This is a genomic window from Sinomonas sp. P10A9, assembly GCF_041022165.1.
GTDB lineage: Bacteria > Actinomycetota > Actinomycetes > Actinomycetales > Micrococcaceae > Sinomonas > Sinomonas puerhi.
The window spans coordinates 531,220-549,913 of the sequence record NZ_CP163302.1 but is presented as its reverse complement, the minus strand read 5'-3'; the positions used below and the strand labels follow the sequence as shown (position 1 = coordinate 549,913).

20 protein-coding genes and 3 riboswitches are annotated in these 18,694 nt (G+C 69.3%); of the genes, 12 read left to right on the top strand and 8 right to left on the bottom strand.

Translation table 11 applies throughout. The annotated features are described in order from the left end of the window. Positions 1-177: 177 nt before the first annotated feature. The 4 genes from AB5L97_RS02500 to AB5L97_RS02485 are packed head-to-tail and all read left to right on the top strand — an operon-like array spanning position 178 to position 1,978. Positions 178-618, top strand: coding sequence for a helix-turn-helix transcriptional regulator (locus AB5L97_RS02500; RefSeq protein WP_369046321.1), 441 nt, complete (start codon positions 178-180; stop codon positions 616-618). A 9-nt stretch (positions 619-627) separates the two neighbouring features. Then, the gene (locus AB5L97_RS02495) at positions 628-1,038 is read left to right on the top strand and encodes a VOC family protein (protein WP_307956900.1); all 411 of its coding nucleotides are present in this window, start codon (positions 628-630) and stop codon (positions 1,036-1,038) included. Then, a complete protein-coding gene (locus AB5L97_RS02490; protein WP_369046320.1) occupies positions 1,038-1,343 on the top strand; it encodes a hypothetical protein in 306 nt (101 codons plus the stop codon). Before AB5L97_RS02495 ends, AB5L97_RS02490 begins: the two co-directional genes overlap by 1 nt. Before the next feature lie 5 nt (positions 1,344-1,348). Beyond that, complete coding sequence (locus AB5L97_RS02485) at positions 1,349-1,978, top strand: VOC family protein (RefSeq protein WP_369046319.1); 630 nt, start codon at positions 1,349-1,351, stop codon at positions 1,976-1,978. 10 nt (positions 1,979-1,988) lie between these two features. On the opposite strand, the gene AB5L97_RS02480 is transcribed toward AB5L97_RS02485, so the two are convergent. Next, positions 1,989-3,713 carry an LssY C-terminal domain-containing protein gene (locus AB5L97_RS02480; RefSeq protein WP_369046318.1) on the bottom strand — a complete coding sequence of 575 codons (1,725 nt, stop codon included), beginning with the start codon at positions 3,711-3,713 and terminating at the stop codon, positions 1,989-1,991. Positions 3,714-3,826: 113 nt separating this feature from the next. Between AB5L97_RS02480 and AB5L97_RS02475 the strand changes: the two genes are divergently transcribed. After that, positions 3,827-4,258: a hypothetical protein gene (locus tag AB5L97_RS02475; protein WP_369046317.1), complete on the top strand. Its 432-nt coding sequence runs from the start codon at positions 3,827-3,829 to the stop codon at positions 4,256-4,258. 6 nt (positions 4,259-4,264) lie between these two features. Here the strand turns inward: AB5L97_RS02475 and AB5L97_RS02470 are convergent, their stop codons facing one another. The 3 genes from AB5L97_RS02470 to AB5L97_RS02460 all read right to left on the bottom strand — a co-directional run bounded on the left by AB5L97_RS02470 (position 4,265) and on the right by AB5L97_RS02460 (position 6,102). Next, entirely contained in the window at positions 4,265-4,558 is a 294-nt protein-coding gene (locus AB5L97_RS02470; protein WP_369046316.1) for a DUF503 domain-containing protein, read from the bottom strand. A gap of 69 nt (positions 4,559-4,627) precedes the next feature. Next, positions 4,628-5,539: an oxygenase MpaB family protein gene (locus AB5L97_RS02465; RefSeq protein WP_369046315.1), complete on the bottom strand. Its 912-nt coding sequence runs from the start codon at positions 5,537-5,539 to the stop codon at positions 4,628-4,630. A gap of 80 nt (positions 5,540-5,619) precedes the next feature. Beyond that, positions 5,620-6,102, bottom strand: a complete 483-nt coding sequence (locus AB5L97_RS02460) for a flavin reductase family protein (protein WP_307956906.1) — start codon at positions 6,100-6,102, stop codon at positions 5,620-5,622. 39 nt (positions 6,103-6,141) lie between these two features. Then, positions 6,142-6,253, bottom strand: a riboswitch (SAM riboswitch). 229 nt (positions 6,254-6,482) lie between these two features. Further along, positions 6,483-6,577, top strand: a riboswitch (SAM riboswitch). A 5-nt stretch (positions 6,578-6,582) separates the two neighbouring features. Here AB5L97_RS02460 and acs point away from each other — a divergent pair. Beyond that, positions 6,583-8,568: an acetate--CoA ligase gene (acs, locus tag AB5L97_RS02455; protein ID WP_369046314.1), complete on the top strand. Its 1,986-nt coding sequence runs from the start codon at positions 6,583-6,585 to the stop codon at positions 8,566-8,568. Positions 8,569-8,659: 91 nt separating this feature from the next. On the opposite strand, the gene AB5L97_RS02450 is transcribed toward acs, so the two are convergent. The 4 genes from AB5L97_RS02450 to AB5L97_RS02435 all read right to left on the bottom strand — a co-directional run bounded on the left by AB5L97_RS02450 (position 8,660) and on the right by AB5L97_RS02435 (position 12,245). Further along, positions 8,660-9,382, bottom strand: coding sequence for an NADPH-dependent FMN reductase (locus tag AB5L97_RS02450; protein WP_423246837.1), 723 nt, complete (start codon positions 9,380-9,382; stop codon positions 8,660-8,662). 90 nt (positions 9,383-9,472) lie between these two features. Continuing rightward, on the bottom strand, positions 9,473-10,741 hold the full coding sequence (locus AB5L97_RS02445) for a serine hydrolase domain-containing protein (RefSeq protein ID WP_369046312.1): 1,269 nt from the start codon (positions 10,739-10,741) through the stop codon (positions 9,473-9,475). A gap of 25 nt (positions 10,742-10,766) precedes the next feature. Continuing rightward, positions 10,767-11,618: an alpha/beta fold hydrolase gene (locus AB5L97_RS02440; protein ID WP_369046311.1), complete on the bottom strand. Its 852-nt coding sequence runs from the start codon at positions 11,616-11,618 to the stop codon at positions 10,767-10,769. 135 nt (positions 11,619-11,753) lie between these two features. Beyond that, positions 11,754-12,245, bottom strand: a complete 492-nt coding sequence (locus AB5L97_RS02435) for a hypothetical protein (RefSeq protein WP_369046310.1) — start codon at positions 12,243-12,245, stop codon at positions 11,754-11,756. A gap of 93 nt (positions 12,246-12,338) precedes the next feature. Between AB5L97_RS02435 and AB5L97_RS02430 the strand changes: the two genes are divergently transcribed. From AB5L97_RS02430 to AB5L97_RS02405, 6 genes are all read left to right on the top strand, one after another. After that, positions 12,339-13,328, top strand: coding sequence for a winged helix-turn-helix domain-containing protein (locus AB5L97_RS02430; RefSeq protein WP_307956912.1), 990 nt, complete (start codon positions 12,339-12,341; stop codon positions 13,326-13,328). A gap of 141 nt (positions 13,329-13,469) precedes the next feature. Continuing rightward, a complete protein-coding gene (locus AB5L97_RS02425) occupies positions 13,470-13,610 on the top strand; it encodes a hypothetical protein (RefSeq protein WP_369046309.1) in 141 nt (46 codons plus the stop codon). A gap of 211 nt (positions 13,611-13,821) precedes the next feature. Then, positions 13,822-13,921, top strand: a riboswitch (SAM riboswitch). 47 nt (positions 13,922-13,968) lie between these two features. After that, the gene (gene sfnG, locus AB5L97_RS02420; RefSeq protein WP_369046308.1) at positions 13,969-15,159 is read left to right on the top strand and encodes a dimethylsulfone monooxygenase SfnG; all 1,191 of its coding nucleotides are present in this window, start codon (positions 13,969-13,971) and stop codon (positions 15,157-15,159) included. After that, positions 15,159-16,565 (top strand): O-acetylhomoserine aminocarboxypropyltransferase/cysteine synthase family protein, encoded by a 1,407-nt coding sequence (locus tag AB5L97_RS02415; protein ID WP_369046307.1) that lies wholly within the window; start codon positions 15,159-15,161, stop codon positions 16,563-16,565. Before sfnG ends, AB5L97_RS02415 begins: the two co-directional genes overlap by 1 nt. Then, complete coding sequence (locus AB5L97_RS02410; protein ID WP_369046306.1) at positions 16,562-17,068, top strand: CoA-binding protein; 507 nt, start codon at positions 16,562-16,564, stop codon at positions 17,066-17,068. Before AB5L97_RS02415 ends, AB5L97_RS02410 begins: the two co-directional genes overlap by 4 nt. 201 nt (positions 17,069-17,269) lie before the next feature. Beyond that, entirely contained in the window at positions 17,270-18,673 is a 1,404-nt protein-coding gene (locus tag AB5L97_RS02405; protein WP_369046305.1) for an NAD-dependent succinate-semialdehyde dehydrogenase, read from the top strand. Positions 18,674-18,694 lie beyond the last annotated feature (21 nt).

Below are 18,694 nucleotides of genomic sequence, written 5' to 3'. Positions count from 1 at the left end.
TTTGGAAGACTGCCTCCGGAACGTGCGCTGGAAGGGCTTTCAGCCCCATCGTTTGCGAGTGTGTTTCCTGTCATCAGTCTCGACGGATTCCGTTGATCCCCCTTGTCTGGAAACGCTTTCACCGGTATCTGAGCACCGTGTCTCGACAGGGGGCCGCTCCCTTGCCAGCATCGAGGGGTGACGCAACCACCCGCCGATTCCCGCCTGCGAGACCTCGCCCTCCTGCGGCGCGTCCGGGACCGGATCGACCGCGACTACGCGCTGCCGCTGAACGTCGAGGCACTCGCCCAGGGCATCCACATGTCTGCGGGGCACCTGAGCCGGCTGTTCAGGACCGCGTACGGCGAGTCGGTGTACCAGTACCTCATGACGCGCCGGATCGAGCGGGCCATGGCCCTGCTACGGGTGGGGGAACTCAGCGTCACGGACGTGTGCTTCGAGGTGGGCTTCTCGTCGCTGGGCACGTTCAGCACCCGGTTCGCGGAGCTCGTGGGGGTCCCTCCCAGCACCTACCGAGACCACGGCGCGGACATCACCGAAGGCATGCTGCCGTGCATCGCCAAGCAGGTCACGAGACCGATCAGGAATCGAGAAGCGTGGCCTGCCCGCACGCTCTAGCGTGAAGGCATGGAACTCACCATTCACGCAAGCGCACTCCCCCATGTTGATCCCGAAGCCTCGGTGGCCTTCTACCGCGACGTGCTCGGCTTCGAGGTCCGTCAGGACGTCGGCAAGGGCACCATGCGATGGATCACTGTCGGGCCCGTCGGCCAGCCCAGCACATCGATCCTTCTGGCCCCGCCGGCCATCGATCCCGGGATCACCGACGACGAGCGCCGCACCATCTCCGAGATGATGGCCAAGGGCACCTACGGCTGGATCCTGCTGGCCACCCCCAACATCGACGAGGTCTTCGAGAAGGTCCAGGCCACCGACGCCGAGGTGATCCAGGAACCGACCCTGCAGCCCTACGGCCTGCGCGACTGTGCGTTCCGCGACCCGGCGGGCAACCAGATCCGCGTCCAAGAGATTCGCTGATGTGCCATCCCGCCTGGGGCCCGGTGCACGCACCCGTGCCGTACCCGTGCGACCTCGCGCGGGTGCGACGCGTCCGCGACCTGATCGACCGAAACGCCGCGCGGAGCGGCGGGAACTGCGCATGCCACCTCGACACCGCCGCGCTCGCCCGCGCGGCCGGCGTACCGGCGGCCCAGCTCGCCGGCGAGTTCGCGCTCGCCTACGGGATGTCCCCGGAAGAATACGCGGCGTTGCGCCGCGACGAACCGGTCTGCAGACCGGTCAGGAATCGAGAAGCGGCGCTCAGCGCGCCGCGGATAGCGTGAAGACCATGGGCATCATCGACTCAATCACCCTCGAAGTGGCGGACCTCGCGGCCGCCCGGAACTTCTACACCGGCGCGTTTGGCCTGGACCTGGCCGCCCATGTGCGGCTGCGCGAATCGCAGCAGGCCACGAACGGCTTCCGGGGATTCACCCTATCCTTTGTGGTGTCCCAGCCCGCCAACGCAGATCTCCTCCTCGACGCCGCCCTCGCCGGCGGAGCGGCAGCCCTCAAGCCCGCGTCCAAGTCACTCTGGGGCTACGGCGGCGTGATCCAGGCCCCGGACGGGACCATCTGGAAGGTTGCCACGTCCGAGAAGAAGGACTCGGGCCCGGCACAGCGGCAGACCGACGAGGTCGTTCTGCTGCTGGGCGTTGCCGACGTGGCCGCCAGCAGGAGGTTCTACACGGATCGCGGGCTCACCGTGGCCAAGGCCTTCGGCCGCATGTACGTCGAGTTCGCGGCGGACGGCCCGGTCAAGCTGGCCCTCTACCGCCGTCGCGCGCTGGCCAAGGACGCTGGGGTGGCCCCTGAGGGGACCGGCTCCCACCGCCTCGCGATCACCGGCAGCGCCCGCGCGGTGACGGATCCCGACGGATTTGCCTGGGAGGCGTCGAAGCTCGCCCGGACCGTCTGACCCTGCAGGTTCACCGCAGGACGACGAGCTGCGCCTTCCCGTCCGTGAAGAACTCATCGCCGCTGCCGTTGTGCCCCATCTGGGGGTGCGTGAGCGGCACGAGCCGCTCGGGATACCCGAGCGTGCCGATGATGAAAGCCCGCTCGGCGTCGATGTTCGGGTCGATGTGGTGGGTTGGCACCTTGGCCGCCCCGGCGAACTCAATCCCGTCGTCGAAGCTCGCCGTGGCCTCCCAGATCGGACGACCGCCAGGGGCGGCGTAGTCGGTGCGCCAGATGCGGGTGTGGTGCCGCTGGCGCAACGAGTTCGAGGCCGTCGCCTTCTGGAACGCAACCGTCTCCGGCTCGCCCGCCATGAACGCGGGCGTCACTGGGGCCGAGGCGTACTGGCCGCCCTGGATCCCCACCGCAAACGCCTGAAGCGTGTTGGCGAACGTCGACCGGTCGGCACGGGCCCACCCGGCGCCTTCGAAGGCCCCGACGAGCTGGTCCTCGGTGCCCACGAAGATGAAGTTGGCCGGTTCCATGTGGTCGCCGGTGAGCGTCTCGCTGTAGAGCGGCAGTCTGGAGAAGGACGCCGCGTCCAGGGCAGGCAGCTGTTGGCTGGTCGGCTCCCCGGGGTGCTCGTGCGGGTGGATCAGCAGCGGCGCGGTCACAACCGCGAAGACGATCCCGATCGCCGGCACGACGGCGAACGCCCGCCCCGCGCTGCCCGCTCGCCGTTCGTGGCGGACGATGGGGAACCGCGCCGCGATCTCGAGGAAGCCGACGACCGCGGTCAGGAATGCAGCACCGAGCAGCACGCCGCCCCACACGTCGCTCACGAAATGCACCCCCAAGTACACGCGGCTCATCGCGACGAGAAGCACCACCACGAGGTACCCCGCCACGACTAGGGTGCGCGCCACCGTGGTGCGATAGGCCTTGACCAGCAGGTAGGCAAGGAGCCCGTAGACCACGGTAACGCGCACGGCATGTCCGCTCGGGAAGCCGAGGGTGCCCACGTCGAGCAGGGCCAGCGAGGCGTCCGGCCTGTGCCTGCCGACGAGCAGCTTGACCACCGTCGCGAGCAGTTCCTGTCCCACGACGGCGCCGACGACGACCACGGCCAGGAACCGCCGTCGTTCCCACCACAGCATGGCCGCGGCGGCGAGGGTCAGGAAGGTGAGGGCCTGCCAGTTCACAAGCATCGTCGCGGCGGTGAAGAAGGCGGTTTCCCCTGGGGTGCGAACTGCTGGCATGAGGTTCGCGATCCGCTCGTCGACCCGGGTCAGCGCCCCACCGGTGGCAACGGTGAACGCTACCCCCAGGAAGCTCACGAGAGGCCACGCGGCGATCGCCACGGTGCCCGTCAGCCAGATCCCGGCAGGGCTGTCCCGTCTGAATCGGCCGCGGAGCCATCTCATCCCGGCCGCATCGCTCGTCCGCTGTCTGACCACGTAGGCGTTCGAGGCGAGGCCCTCCCAGGCTGATGTCCCGAGGGAGCGCAGCACCTTCCCCGGCAGGGTCAGCGCCCTCACGACCGCGAAGACAAAGATGATGACGGCGACCGCCTCGAGGAAGACCGCGGCGAGGAACAGCATCGGCGAAACGAAGAGCGTGAGCGTCCTGACCGCGTAGAAGCCGACCACGATCAGTGCCAGGGCAAGCAGTGCGACGAGGAGGTGCACGCTCGCGCGCCTGTGTGTCGGTGCGTTCGCGACGCGGACCCCGTCGGTGCCTTCCTCTGATGCCATGTTCCCGATTCTCCCCGGCACGTTCCGAAATCCCTGCGTACCCCGCGCGTTTCAGGGTCCGCTCAGGGTGAACCCCGAGAGTAGTCGCGGGGCTGAGCGGGCATAATCGAACGGTGAGCACACCCGGCCACGCCCCACGGAGGAACCCCTACCGAGACCCGAGCGCCTACTGGCCCGACGGCGTCCCGCTGGCCGGCACGCCCGGCGCAGCCGAACAGCGCAGAGGTGAGCTCGTCCGCAGGGGTGAGTCGGCGCCGTCGGCCGTGGCTCCGACACGGCAGCGCGGGCCCCGCCCGTACAAGCCCGTCTCCCGGCTCGCGACGGCTCTCGGCGGGATTTCCCTGGGGCTGGGTCTCCTCGCGCTCACTCTGGGATTCGTGCCGTGGATCGGCGCGTTCCTCGCGGCACCGCCTCTCCTCGGCTCGGTGTTCGGCGCGTGGGGATCGTTCGCCCGCTCGAGGTTCCGAGCCGCACGCATCTCGGCGATGGCGATCGGGGGCGTGGCGCTGAGCGCGCTTCACGTGGTCATGCTCTTCGTGCGCTGACGCGCATCAGTCCTCACTGTGCAGGTCCCGGCGCCGCGCGCTGAGCAGCTCGACCTCGGGCCGGCCCGCCAGGAGGCGTTCGACGGCGTCGACCACCTCGAGCGCGTGCGCTCGGTCCGGGCTCACCACGACCGCGCCGATGCGGGCCCGCCTGTGCAGGTCCAGGTCCCCGACCTCCGCGACCGAAACCTCGAACCTCTTCCGAACCTCGGCGATAATCGGCCTCACCACGGACCGCTTTTCCTTGAGCGAGTGAACGTCTCCCAGCAGCAGGTCCAGCTCGATCCAGGCGATCCACATGCGCCCATTCTCCCGCGCCACGAGCTGCACGCCGCGAGCTGACGCAATTGCAGGTGCTGGCCGTGGTCGTCAGAGTGCGCCAAGCCGGGCGAGGCGGCGTCGGGCGGCGGCCTGGCTCGGCCCGATGGGACCGAGGGCGCGGCCCACGACGGCGAGCGTCGCCTTCGCGGCCGGGGTCGCGGGCAGCGGCATCGGGCCGAGCCGGGGGCGCGACAGTCCCAGCAGGTCGAGGTGCCGCTGCGGCATCGTCTCGAGCACGGCGCCGAACAGCATGGCGTAGCCCGGCTTGAGCAGCGGGTCGAGGGGCGGACGCCGCAGGAAGGCGACCACCTCGGCGACGCGGGGGCCGCCGGCCAGCTGCCGCGCGGCGTCGAACGCCTCGATGCGCGACTGCAACGCGGCCTCGGTACGCGGCGGATCCGCCACGCCCATGAGCTCGCCGGCGAGCGCCCACCCGCCCACGTACGCGTCCGCGCCGCCGGGCACCGGCCCGTGGAGTGCCTCGTACGTGCGCAGGAACGCGTCCGTGAACGCGATGTGGACCCACTCGGCAAGGGCCGGGTCGTTGGCGGAATAGTGCAGGTGCTTGCCGCTGCCGGATACGTAGTCGCCCTCGACCGGCTCATGGCGCCGCCGCACGTACGCGCACGCGCGCCGCGCCGCCGTCGTGTCCCCGTAGGTGACCGTGAAGATCCAGCGGATGGTCCCCGCGAGCCGTGCGAGCGGGTCGGTGCGGTAGTCCGAGTGGTCCGCGACGCCGGCCAGCACACCGGGGTGGAGGGCCTGGGTGAGGAGGGCGCGGATGCCGCCGGCGATCGGCGACATGGAGCTGTGGACCGCCCAGACGGCGGAGTCGGGCGCGAAGAAGCCCGCGTCATCGCCCTCCTCGAGGGCCGTCTCCCATGCGGGAACGCTTTCGGACTGGCCGGCGAAGGTCAGGCGGAGGCGGGTGCGGAGCGGGCCGAGCGCGTCGAGGGGCACCTCCCCAGCGTACGGCCGGAAAGAAGAAGCCGCCGGAGCCCCCTCCGTTGACTCGGAGTCGGGGCCCCGGCGGGTGGGGTCTACTTTGCCCAGTACACGTGGTTCGTGAGGGGGCGGAAGTCGTCCTGATCCGAGACGGTGACTACCTCGCCGATCAGGATGACGTGGTCCCCTGCGTCCACCCGCTGCCAGAGGCGACACTCGAGGTGCGGGACGTCGTCGGCCACGATGGGAGAGCCCAGGGTCCCGGGCTCCCAGGCCAGTCCCGCGAACTTGTCCGTTCCCTTCGCCGCGAACCTCTTGACCAAGTCCTGGTGGGACTCGGACAGGATGTGCACGGCGTAGTTGTCGGTGCGGTTCCAGATCTCGAATGAGCTCGACTTCTTGTCCACCGCCCAGGAGACGAGCGGCGGGTCGAGGCTGACCGAGGTGAACGAGTTGCTCACGAGGCCCGCAACCGTGCCGCCGTCCGAGGTGGTCATGACCGAGATGCCCGTCGCCCAGCGCCCCATGGCGCGGCGCAGGTCAGCACCGGTCACAAGGTCGAGCGGCATCGCGGTCATGAGGTTGCTCCAGCATCGGAAGGACGCCCGGTGCATCAGGCGCCGTACTTGCCGCGGATGGACACCGCGGCCGGATCCTCATCTGGGGCACCCCACTACGGGAGAGGGTTGCCGCCCGGCCAGCCAGAGCTTAACGCCGGGACTCTTGATCCTGCCTTCCACCCTACGGATCTGGATTCGGGGTCGTCCAATGACGCGGCAACAATGAGACACATTGTGGGCATTCTGAGAGCCCCCGCGCCGCTGACGCACGACGGCGGGTGGGCACCCGCCGTCGTGCCTCACCGCCCTTGCACACGCCGCCTGCGCACGCCGCGATTATTACGGCCGCGCACCGCCGGTTTTGCGCCCAGACCGCGAATTGCGTGAAAGTTGAAGCAAACCCATCCCGAGCGGCCGAGAGATCTGGCTCCGTGACGCCGCAGCAACCCTGGCCACCACGTGCCACTGGTGCTACCGCCAGAACCGATGGAGATGTGAATGTCCGCAGTAACCCCTGCCCCCGCCCCCAATTCCGACCAGAGCGGTTCTGCCCAGACCGACCCCAAGCGGATCGCGTTCTGGGAGGACGCCGCGCGGCGCCTCGCGTGGGAGCGCGAGTGGGACACCGTCCACACCTGGATCCCGGCCGACCCCGAGGCCAACGAGCCCCCGGTGATCCGCTGGTTCGAGGGCGGCCGCCTCAATGCGGCGGTGAACTGCGCGGACCGGCACGTGGCCGCGGGGCGCGGAGACAAAGTTGCGCTGCACTTCGAGGGTGAGCCGGGCGACCGCCTCACCGTCACGTACGCGGACCTCCAGCGGCGCGTCTCCCAGGCGGCAAACGCGCTGCTCGCGCTCGGGGTCGGCAAGGGCGACCGTGTGGTCGTCTACCTGCCCGTGCTCGTCGAGACCGTGGTCATCACGCTCGCGTGCGCCCGAATCGGCGCGGTGCACTCGCTCGTGTTCGGCGGGTTCTCCGCCGAGGCCCTGCGATTCCGGGTCGAGGACACGGGAGCCAAGCTGCTCGTCACCACGGACGGACAGTACCGCCGTGGCAAGGCCGTCCCCGTCAAGGAGAACGCCGACGCCGCGGTGCGCGGCGGAGCGGAAGCCGGGGACAACGCCGTCGAACATGTCCTCGTGATCAGGCGGACGGGGTCCGACATCGAGTGGACGCCGGGCCGCGACGTGTGGTGGCACGAGCTCGTCGACGCGCAGCCCGACGTGCACGAGGCCGAGGCGTTCGACGCCGAGACGCCGCTGTTCATCATGTACACCTCCGGGACCACCGGGAAGCCCAAGGGCCTCGTGCACACGACCGGCGGCTACCTGACCCAGTCGTCCTGGAGCCACGAGTATCTGTTCTCGAACCCCGACCCGGCGCTGCGCGACAGGGACGTGCACTGGTGCACAGCCGACCTCGCGTGGGTCACGGCGCACACGTACGAGATCTACGGGCCGCTCTCCAACGGCGTCACGCAGGTGATCTTCGAGGGCACGCCCAACACGCCGCACCCGGGCCGGCACTTCGAGATCATCCAGCGCTACGGCGTCACGAGCTACTACACCGCGCCAACGCTGGTGCGCTCGCTCATGGGCTGGTTCCCCGACGGCGTCCCGGCCGAGTACAACTTCAGCTCGATCCGGGTCCTCGGGACCGTGGGCGAGGCCGTGAACCCGGAGGCATGGCGATGGCTGCGGGCCAACATCGGGCGCGACGCCGCCGTGGGCCCGCACCACGTCCCGATGGTGGACACGTGGTGGCAGTCCGAGACCGGCGCGACGGTGCTCTCCCCGCGGCAGACCGACGCCGCGTTCAAGCCCGGGTGTGCCACGAGGGCGCTGCCCGGTCTCGCCACCGCGATCGTGGACGACGACGGCGCTCCGGTGCCGCCGGGCGTGCAGGGCTACATCGTGGTCACCGAGACCGGGCCCGCCATGGCGCGCACCGTGTGGGGCAACCCGCAGCGGTACCTGGACTCGTACTGGCGCAAGTACGCGGAGCAGGGCTGGTTCCTCGCCGGCGACGGCGCGAAGTTCGATTCCGACGGCGACACCTGGATCCTCGGGCGCGTCGACGACGTGCTCAACGTCTCCGGGCACCGGCTCTCGACAATCGAGATCGAGTCCGCTCTCGTCTCGCACCCGGCCGTGGTCGAGGCTGGCGTCTGCCCGGTCTCTGATGCGAAGACCGGGCACGCGGTGGCGGCGTTCGTCGTCGTGAATCCGGACGCCGTAGCGGCGCTCCCCGACGGCCCGTCGAGCCTCGCCGAGGCCCTCCGCGCCCACATCACGAAGGAGATCGGCCCGATCGCGAAGCCGCGCGACGTCGTGGCGGTCCCGGACGTGCCCAAGACGCGCTCAGGCAAGATCATGCGGCGCCTGCTCACGCAGCTCTTCGAGGGCACCGTGCTCGGCGACACGACGAGCCTTCAGAACGAGCCGTGCATCGAGGAGATCGAGAAGGTCCTCGCGGCCCGGTAGTCCCCGGCCAGAGACCCCACAGGCAAACGCCAGAGACCCCGCAACCCGAACGAATCCGGTTGTGGGGTCTCTGGCGGACCGTTGCGGGGTCTCAGACCGCGGCGGCCTCGAGCTCGCCCTCGCGGACCTTCGAGAACGCGATGGTCCAGGAGACGAGCTGGTCGAGCATCGGGTCCACCGAGGCGGCCTGCAGCTCGGTCGGCTTGAACACCGAGAAGTCCTCGAAGTCGGTGAAGAGCGAGAACATGCCCGTCTTCTGCACGTGCGCGACCTGCAGCTCCGACAGGATGCCGCGCAGGTGCTCGACGGCGCGGGCGCCCATCGCGGAACCATAGCCGACGATGCCGGCGGCCTTGTTGGCGAACTCAGCGTTCAGGAACGACAGCGCGTTGGCGAGGGCCGGCGTCGTCGAGTGGTTGTACTCGGGGCTCACGAACACGTAGCCGTCGAACTCCGCGATCTTCGCGGCCCACGCCTTGGTGTGCTCGCCCTGGTAGTTGCCGAATGCGGCGGGGAAGGCCTCGTCGAGGAGCGGCAGGTTGAAGTCGTCGACGTCCACGAGTTCGTAGACGGCGTCGCCGCGCCGGCTCGCGCGGGCCACGACCCACTCGGCCACCTGACGGTTGTTGCGACCCGGGCGCGTGCTGCCGGTCACGACGGCGATGCGCGGCGCACCCTCGCGGACGACGGCGACCGGCGCCTCGGGCGCGACCGTCGCCTGAGCCGCGGGGGCTTCGGCGTCAGCGACAGGGGCCTCGGCGCGATGGGCGGGGGTCTCGGTCTTGCCGAAGAGCTTCTTGAGCCAGGACATGATGCCTCACAGGGTAGGTAGTTGACGTTTCAACCAACACTCTACACTGCCGTCAGTTGACGCATCAACATCCTGTTGGCCATCTCATATGACTCATTGCTGGCACAGCCGGTCCAGTGCGTCGTTGAGGGCAGACTCGACCTGGTCGCTGTAGAGGTCCCTCTGCTTCGAGGTGTCCGAGTCCTCGAGCTCGGTGGCCATCGGCTTCACCGAGAGGCTCATTGCCGCCTGGTACTTGCCGTCGTCGCTCACGACCGCCACGGTTCGGTACTCCCAGAACCCGCCTCGCCCTTCGTATCGCTGGCCCGAGGAGCACCCGTCGGAGTGCATCCACACACCGAGCCCATAGGGCAACCGCGATAACGGTGCCTTCTTCATCTCAGCGAGCGAGGCCGCGGAGAGCAGTCGGCCCTGGAACAGCGCGGCGAAGAACGTATTCAGATCGCCCATCGTCGATACCGCCCCTGAGTCCGGCAGGCCCGCGTTGTAGCTGTTGTCAGTGAGATCGATCCGCTCCCCGTGCAGCGTCACGTAGCCGTGCAGGAGATCGGCCGCGTGGATGTCGACCCGGTCCGTGCTCGTCTTCGAGAGCCCGAGCGGAACGATGACCTCGTCGCGGAGCACTTCGGCGAATGGCCGATGCCGGAGCGTCTGGACGAGCAGTCCGAGTGCTGCGTAGTTCGTGTTCGAGTAGTGGAACTCGCCGACGCTGAAGGCGGTCCACGGGAGGGTTCCGGCGAGTTCTAGTTCCCGTTCCATGGTCATCTTCTGCGCGAGCACGGGCCGGAAGTCGGGATCCTGCGGGAGCGCATCGTTGACCTCTGGGATGCCAGATGTGTGGTTCAGCAGCTGTCGGACGGTGATCGGCCCGGGCGGGTGCAGCGACGTCGTGAAGCCCGGGATCACGTCATTGACCGGATCATCGAGCCCGATCAGCCGATCGTCGACGAGCTTGAGTACGGTCACGGCGGTCATGGTCTTGGTGACGCTGGCGACTCCGAGACGGTCATCCAGCTGGGCCGCCTTCTTGGTGTCGAGGTCTCGGACGCCGTAGGCCTTGGACCACTCGCCGCCCGGCCAGCGGACCCGGACCACGGCGGCCACCGCCCCGTTGGCGATGAACTGTCTGGCTTGGTTGTCGATGGACGCGGCGGCGGTGGGGATGGATTCCGTCGGCGTGGGGTCTGGCGCCGTATACCAGCATCCGGCGAGCACGAGGGCGGCCACCGCCGCGGACACGCGCAGGAGGGCGCGGCTCTGGGGAGTCATGGGAATGGGCCGATCAAGGAGTGCGGGGTCGGAGGTGTGGCCGTCTGCAGCGCCGCGCTCGGCCAAGCGCTCCTCGACGTCGCTGCCCAGCACCTACATTTTAGCGCCCGTCCGGCTCCTAACGTCCGCCCGCCCTTTGACGCCCGTCCGGCCGGGAAGCCCCCGGATGGGCTCGAATCCAACGCCGCACCGCGCCGTCGAACGCGTCCGGCGCCTCGATGAAGCTCAGATGCCCGACGCCGGGGAGCACCTCGAGCGTGGCGCCCGGGATCTGCTCACAGAGGGCCTCGCCCACCGAGACAGGTGAGCGCGCGTCCTCGGACCCGTACAGGAGGAGGGTCGGGACCGAGATGGTCGGCAAGACGGGCCGGTAATCAGCGCGGCCCGCGAGCTCGAGGAGCGCACGCATGCCGGAGGGGCGGAAGTCGGCCATGACGCGGGAGACGAGATCGCGCATCTCCGGCGTGGCCCGTTGCGTGAAGAGGGTAGGCAGCCAGACCGGGATGATCTCCGCGGCCGGGCGGTCCAGCTCGGCGAGCACCTGCGCATACCGGCGGTCAACCTCCTCCGGCGGCAGGAAACCGGCCCAGCCGGCGTACGCCGAGGCCAGGATCAGCGTCCGCGCGGCCTGCGACGCAACCCCGACAAGGTCCAAGGCGACCGTCGAACCGAAGGACAGGCCGAGCACGTGCGGGCGCCGCTCCCCTGTGAGCCCGAGCTCGGTCAGCAGCCCGTCGAGGACCCGGCCGAGGCTCCCGGCGAAGTCTGGCGGGAGGTCGTCGGAGCCGCCGCAACCGGGGGCGTCCCACGCGATGACCGTGAACTCGTCCGAGAGGTCCGCGAGCTGGCGCTCCCAGATGCGGCTGTCCTCGTACGCCCCGTGGAGCACGAGCGGCGGGCCCGTGCCTGCCCGACGGTACGCGATGTTCAGGCCGCCAACGTTGACGCCCTGGAGCTCGGGGACACCCATGCAGCAAGCGTCCGTCGGTGCCCGGGTGCCGTCAACGGGGCGCGACGGACGGCACATCTCCTTGCCTCAGCCGCTTCTCCGTGCCCGGCCAGGCAAGGAGAAGCGGGCCAGACAAGGAGGTGGGCATCCAATCTGCTACCCGAAGCGGCTCGGGTTCACGCCCGCGCGGGCCATCGCGGCCGAATCCTCGTCGCGGCGCACACGCAGCCGTGCATCCATCTCGGCGGACGCCCGCAGCTGGTCAGCGAGCCAGGCCCACGCGCGGCGCAACCCGCGGCGGAGCGCCGAGAAGTCCGGCAGCCCGAGGAGGTCCCCCGCGAGCTCGGGGACTGCCGTCGGAGGCACGAGGGGGCGCGCCCCGGCCTTGGGTGCCGCGCCGAGCGGGAGGAGAGTGGACGACGGCGGGTTCCCGGCCGCCGTCGTGCGCCCGCCGACCGCCGTGGTTCCGGCGTGCGTCCCCCGGGCCGGGCGTGGGGCGATAGGGCGGACCGGGTGGAGGAGTCGCTCGTCGGCGGGCGACGGCGCGTGGCCGACTGGAGTGCGAACGCCGGCGGATTCGACGGCGTGGGCATCAGGCACGCGATGGGCCGATGCGGCGGGGGTTTCGGTGCGGGTGTTCGTTGCCATGCCCTGAGTGTGCGCCGCCCCGAACCGCGCCCCAACGATTCGACCCTCACCGAATCCTCGCTTTCGCGCGGGTTCCAAACCTACCCTGATTGCATGTTCATCACGCTCACGAGCGAGGACCTCACCAAAGTGCATTTCGAGGCGTCTCCCCTCTGGGAGACGGTCACGAGCCTGCGCGCGCTACAGGCTGGCACGCCGCTGCACCGGCCGTGGATCGCGGAGGCGCGGCAGCGCATCACCGCGAGCGAGGAGCCTCTCGGGCGCGAGCACCTGCGGATCCTCACCACGCTCGTGCAGCCGCAGGGCTTCATCGCGGACTCGCTCACGCCCACGCCCACGCGGGCGGACACGTTCGCGGAGGCCCTGAACGCTGTCGCGGAAGTCCCGGCCGAGCTGTGGCTGCGCGACCTCGACTGCCTCGAGGGGCGCAAGCCCACGGGCTACGTCCGGGCGACGCTCGACGAGCTCCGCGCCGACGTCGACGCCGCCGTGCCACGCATTGTCGCGGCGCTGCGCTGGTATTGGCACACCGCCGTCGAGCCCTACTGGCCCAAGCTGCGCTCGATACTGCTGGCGGACATCGACTCGCGGCTCGATGAACTCTCGCGCTACGGCATCCAGGAGGTCTTCAAGACCCTCCACCCGAGCGTCCGCGCCACGTCCACTGGCCTCGAGATCACGCGCGGCTGCGAGGCCACGGACCTGCCCGCGCCCGGCAGCGGGCTCATCCTCGTGCCGAACGCGTTCGTGTGGCCCTCGACCCTCGTCCTCAACATCGCGCCGTTCGTCCCGACGATCACGTACGCGCCGCGCGGGGTCGGGCGGCTGTGGGAAACCACGCGGGAGACGCGCGAATCGCCCGTCTCGCGGCTCCTCGGCCGCACGCGGGCGCAGATCCTCGCACAGCTGGACGTGCCGATGACGACGACGCAGCTCGCCTGTGCCCTCGACCTCGCGGCCGGGACGGTCAACTCGCATCTGAAGGTGCTGGCAGATTCAGGGCTCGCTGAGGCGCTTCGGGCCGGGCGCGAGGTGTTCTACCAGCGCGGCCGGGTAGGCGAGGAGCTGCTCGCGCGGGCCTAGCCCCGTTGTGGGGTCTCTGGCACCCCGTTGTGGGGTCTCTGGCACCCCGTTGTGGGGTCTCTGGCACCCCGTTGCGGGGTCCCTGGCGCGACCAAGGACCCCACAAGCGCCCGCCAGAGACCCCACAACGAGAATGTCCGGTTGAGCTCCCGCTCGAGCGCGCCCTCGGCGATCCGGGTGAAGACCGGGGCGAAGCGTTCGGCGAGCTCCGCGTATGAGCCGTCCCGCGGCGTCGTGCTTCCCATGGTTCCCTCCCTCAAGCGCGCCCGGACAGAGGTGTGAATGCTCGAACATGGTTCGATCCACCCGGGAGATTCGGGTCGATTACGGAATGTCGGTTACGGAATGTTGTGCGGCCTAACGCAACGGCGGCCGCGCACGACGGCGACGGGTCCCCTTGGAGCGCCGTCGAACTTTATTCGGCACTCACCGCCGGCATCGGAGTGTGACGAAACAATTTGCTTCATTACGCCCATTTTCCGCACAATCAGAAGGACCATCCCGAGCGGCCGAGAGATCTGGATCTGTGACGCCGCAGCAACCCTGGCTCCGCTTTGGGAGCCACAGGGTGCTACTGCCAGAAGCGATGGCGAGTGTCAGCAACGCTCCACGTCGCGCCCGAGTTCCAAGGAGCGCCACCATGACCGATCACGTGATTGACCTCGAGACCCCGCTCAAGTTCGCCTACTGGGTCCCCAACGTCTCCGGCGGGCTTGTCGTCTCGACGATCGAGCAGCGCACCAACTGGGAGTTCGAGTACAACAAGAAGCTCGCCCGCATCGCGGAGAACTCCGGCTTCGAGTACGCACTGACCCAGACCCGGTACGCCGCGAGCTACGGCGCGGACAAGCAGCACGAGGCCACCTCCTTCAGCCTCGCCCTCCTCATGGCAACCGAGCGGCTCAAGGTCATCTCGGCCGTGCACCCGGGCATGTGGCACCCGGGCGTCCTCGCGAAGTTCATCATCACCGCAGACCACCTCTCCGGCGGCCGTGCGGCCGTGAACATCGTCTCCGGCTGGCTCAAGGACGAGTTCGTGAACTTCGGCCTGGAGTGGCTCGAGCACGACGAGCGCTACGTCCGCACCGAGGAGTTCATCAACGCCCTCCGCGGCCTGTGGACCCAGAAGGACTACTCGCAGTCCGGCAAGTACTACAACATCACGGACTTCACCCTCAACCCCGCCCCCCTGGACATCCCGGGCCGCGCGCACCCGGAGATCTTCTTCGGAGGCAACTCGACGGCAGCACAGGCCGCCGCGGGCCGCACCGCGGACTGGTACTTCTCCAACGGCCGCGACCTCGAGCCGTTCAAGGACAACATCCGCGGTGTCCTGGCCGCCGCCGGCCAGGGCCGCACGGCCCCCGCAGCCCCCCGCTTCGGCCTCAACGGCTTCGTCATCGCGCGCGAAACGGAGAAGGAGGCGCAGGACACCCTGCGCGAGATCATCGCCAAGGCCCACAAGCCCGCCGTCGAGGGCTTCGCCGCCGCTGTGAAGGAGGCCGGCCAGTCCACGAAGGACGGCAAGGGCATGTGGGAGGACTCGACGTTCGAGGACCTCGTCCAGTACAACGACGGCTTCCGCACCAAGCTCATCGGCACTCCCGAGCAGATCGCCGAGCGCGTCGTCGAGTACAAGAAGATCGGCGTGAACCTGTTCCTCACGGGCTACCTGCACTTCCAGGAGGAGCTCGAGGCGTTCGGCCGCGACGTGCTCCCGATCGTGCGCGAGCTCGAGGCGGACCTCGCCCGCAAGAACGGCACCGAGCTTCGCACGGACCTGCTGCCAGTCACTGGTTCTGCCGCGGGCCTCGCCGGGGCGAACGCCTGATGGCGGAGCGCCAGTTCGGGTTCCGCACCCGCGCCCTGCACGCCGGCGGCACGCCCGACGCCGAACACGGCGCGCGGGCCGTCCCGATCTACCAGACCACCTCGTTCGTGTTCAAGGACTCGGACGACGCCGCGAACCTCTTCGCGCTGCAGAAGTACGGCAACATCTACTCGCGCATCGGCAACCCAACGGTCGCGGCGTTCGAGGAGCGCATCGCGTCTCTCGAGGGCGGCATCGGCGCGGTCGCGACGGCGTCGGGCATGGCCGCGGAGTTCATCACGTTCGCCGCGCTCACCCAGGCCGGGGACCACATCGTCGCGTCGTCCAAGCTCTACGGCGGCACCATCACGCAGCTCGATGTGACCCTTCGCCGCTTCGGCGTCGAGACCACGTTCGTCGACTCGACCGACCCGGCCGCGTTCAAGACCGCCCTGCGCGAGAACACCAAGGCCGTCTACACCGAGGTGGTGGCCAACCCCTCCGGCGACATCGCCGACCTGGCCGGCCTCGCCGCCGTCGCCCACGAGCACGGCGTCCCTCTCGTGGTCGACTCGACGCTCACCCCGCCCTACATCCTGCGGCCCATCGAGCACGGCGCGGACATCGTGATCCACTCGGCCACGAAGTTCCTCGGCGGCCATGGGACGACGCTCGGCGGCGTGGTCGTCGAGTCTGGGACGTTCAACTGGGGCAACGGCAGGTTCCCGTCCATGACCGAGCCGGTGCCGAGCTACGGCAACGTCTCGTGGTGGGGCAACTTCGGCGAGTACGGCTTCCTCACGAAGCTGCGCTCCGAGCAGTTGCGTGACATTGGCCCGTCCCTGCCCGCGCAGTCCGCGTTCCAGCTCCTCCAGGGCGTCGAGACGCTCCCGCAGCGCATGGACGCGCATCTCGCCAACGCCCAGCGTGTGGCCGAGTGGCTCGAGGCCGATCCGCGCGTCACGTATGTGAACTACGCGGGCCTGCCCTCGCACCCGCAGTACGAGTACGCCAAGAAGCTCCTGCCGCTCGGCGTGGGCTCGGTGTTCAGCTTCGGTGTGAAGGGCGGCCGCGAGGCCGGGGCCCGCTTCATCGAGGCGCTGCAGATCGCCTCGCACCTGGCCAACATCGGCGACGCGCGCACCCTCGTGCTCCACCCCGGCTCGACGACGCACCAGCAGCTCTCCGCAGAGCAGCTCGTCGCGGCCGGCGTCCCGGCGGACCTCATCCGGCTCTCCGTGGGCCTCGAGGACGTCGAGGACATCATCTGGGACCTCGACCAGGCACTTGCTGCAAGCCAAAACCGGTCTCAGGAGGTTGTCGAGCTGGAGCAGGAATTCGCGGCCCCGACATACGACGGCGAGGCGTGCGTGATCCCGTCCGTCACCGCTGCAGCGGGTCGCCAGCAGGAAGGGGAGGGCAAGTGAGCGCCGCCGTCGAAAGCACCGAGCGCACGTGGGTGGGGCCGACCGCCCCCGAGCGCCTCAAGATCCTCCGCGATACGAAGGTCATCGCGATCGTCGGCGCGTCTGACAAGCCGAGCAGGGCGAGCTACTTCGTCGCGACGTACTTGCTGTCCTCGACGAAGTACCGCGTGTACTTCGTCAACCCCGTCGTGAAGACGATTCTGGGCCAGCCCGTCTACGCCTCGCTCGCGGACCTGCCCGAGACGCCTGACCTCGTCGAGGTGTTCCGCAAGCACGACGACCTGCCCGGCGTCCTCGCCGAGGCCAAGGCCGCGGGCGCCAAGACCATCTGGCTCCAGCTCGGCTCGTGGCACGAGGGCGTCGCGTCCGACGCCGAGGCGGCGGGGATGAACGTGGTCATGGACCGCTGTGTCAAGATCGAGCACGCCCGCTTCCACGGCGGCCTGCACCTCGCCGGCTTCAACACGGGGGTCATCTCCAGCAAGCGCCAGACCCTCGCCTAACCCCTCCCGTTGTGGGGTCCCTGGCGCACCGTTGCGGGGTCTCTGGCACATAAAGACCCCACAAGTGGTCGCCAGAGACCCCACAACGCGACGGGGCGGGGCGGGGCGAGGGAAGCGACGGGATAATTCGTCTAGTAGTGACCCCGCAAGGTCGTGCTTAAGCACAGTGATCCGCGCCACGGAACCGGGCATGATGGATCTATGACTAGCACTGCGAGCACCCCAGCAGAGCCCGGCTACCGGGTCCTGAACCCCGCCACGGGCGAGGTCGTCGAGACGTTCCCCACCGCCACGGACGCCGAGGTCGAAGCCGCCCTCGCCGCAGCCGAGAGCGCCTACCAGTCTTGGCGCGAAACCCCCATCGAAGACCGCGCCAAGGTCGTGTCCCGCATCGGCGAACTCTTCACCGAGCGCGCCGACGAGCTGGCAGCGATCATCACCGAGGAGATGGGCAAGCCCCTCGGCCAGTCGAAGGGCGAGGCCGAGTTCTGCACGGACATCTTCAAGTACTTCGCCGACGAGGGTCCGACCCTTGCCTCGGACCAGGAGATCAAGACCTTCTCCGGCGGCCGCGCCGTGGTGCAGAAGCTCCCGGTCGGCCCGCTCCTGGGCATCATGCCGTGGAACTACCCGTACTACCAGGTGGCCCGCTTCGCCGCGCCGAACCTCATGCTCGGCAACACGATCGTCCTCAAGCACGCCGAGTCGTGCCCGCGCTCGGCTCTGGCGATCCAGCAGATCATGGACGACGCCGGCGTTCCGGCGGGCGCGTACGTGAACGTGTTCGCGTCGCACGCGCAGATCGCGGACATCATCGCGGACCCGCGCATCCAGGGCGTCTCCCTGACCGGCTCCGAGCGGGCCGGCGCGATCATCGGCGAGCTCGCGGGCAAGAACCTCAAGAAGGCCGTCCTCGAGCTTGGCGGATCGGATCCGTTCGTGGTCCTCGATTCGACTGACGTCAAGGGCCTCGCGGACACCGCATGGGATACGCGCATGGAGAACACGGGCCAGGCCTGCAACTCGAACAAGCGGATGATCGTCGCCGAGGACATCTTCGACGACTTCGTTGCCCAGCTGACTGCCCGCGCGCTGGCCCTCACCCCCGGCGACCCCGCCGCCGACGCCGCAGAGACGTATGGCCCGATGTCCTCGCGCGCCGCCGCCGTGGGCATCGCCGCGCAGGTGCAGGACGCCGTCGACAAGGGCGCCACGCTCCACGCCGGTGGGGTGCTCTCCGACGGCGACGCCGCGTACTACGCCCCCGCGGTTCTCACTGGTGTGACCCCGGACATGCGCGCATACAAGGAGGAGCTGTTCGGCCCGGTCGCAGTGGTCTACAAGGTGGCCAGCGACGAGGAGGCCCTCACGCTCGCCAATGACACCCCGTACGGACTCGGCGGCGCAGTCTTCTCCGCGGACACCGCCCGCGCCGAGAAGGTGGCCTCGCGCCTCGAGACCGGCATGGCCAACGTCAACACCCCGGCCGCCGAAGGCGCCGAGATGCCGTTCGGCGGCGTCAAGCGCTCGGGCTTCGGCCGCGAGCTCGGCCCGCTCGGCATGGACGAGTTCGTCAACAAGCGCCTCTACTACGTGGCCGGCTGAGGGGTTCCGACTCCGCTCACC

Excerpts from the sequence above, each read along its gene's own strand:
- AB5L97_RS02495 (WP_307956900.1), top strand. The coding sequence starts at position 628 with ATGGAACTCACCATTCACGCAAGCGCACTCCCCCATGTTGATCCCGAA.
- AB5L97_RS02490 (WP_369046320.1), top strand. The coding sequence starts at position 1,038 with ATGTGCCATCCCGCCTGGGGCCCGGTGCACGCACCCGTGCCGTACCCG.
- AB5L97_RS02485 (WP_369046319.1), top strand. The coding sequence starts at position 1,349 with ATGGGCATCATCGACTCAATCACCCTCGAAGTGGCGGACCTCGCGGCC.
- AB5L97_RS02480 (WP_369046318.1), bottom strand. The coding sequence starts at position 3,713 with ATGGCATCAGAGGAAGGCACCGACGGGGTCCGCGTCGCGAACGCACCG.
- AB5L97_RS02470 (WP_369046316.1), bottom strand. The coding sequence starts at position 4,558 with ATGTGGATCGCCTGGATCGAGCTGGACCTGCTGCTGGGAGACGTTCAC.
- AB5L97_RS02460 (WP_307956906.1), bottom strand. The coding sequence starts at position 6,102 with ATGACCGCGATGCCGCTCGACCTTGTGACCGGTGCTGACCTGCGCCGC.
- acs (WP_369046314.1), top strand. The coding sequence starts at position 6,583 with ATGTCCGCAGTAACCCCTGCCCCCGCCCCCAATTCCGACCAGAGCGGT.
- AB5L97_RS02440 (WP_369046311.1), bottom strand. The coding sequence starts at position 11,618 with ATGGGTGTCCCCGAGCTCCAGGGCGTCAACGTTGGCGGCCTGAACATC.
- AB5L97_RS02435 (WP_369046310.1), bottom strand. The coding sequence starts at position 12,245 with ATGGCAACGAACACCCGCACCGAAACCCCCGCCGCATCGGCCCATCGC.
- AB5L97_RS02430 (WP_307956912.1), top strand. The coding sequence starts at position 12,339 with ATGTTCATCACGCTCACGAGCGAGGACCTCACCAAAGTGCATTTCGAG.
- sfnG (WP_369046308.1), top strand. The coding sequence starts at position 13,969 with ATGACCGATCACGTGATTGACCTCGAGACCCCGCTCAAGTTCGCCTAC.
- AB5L97_RS02415 (WP_369046307.1), top strand. The coding sequence starts at position 15,159 with ATGGCGGAGCGCCAGTTCGGGTTCCGCACCCGCGCCCTGCACGCCGGC.
- AB5L97_RS02405 (WP_369046305.1), top strand. The coding sequence starts at position 17,270 with ATGACTAGCACTGCGAGCACCCCAGCAGAGCCCGGCTACCGGGTCCTG.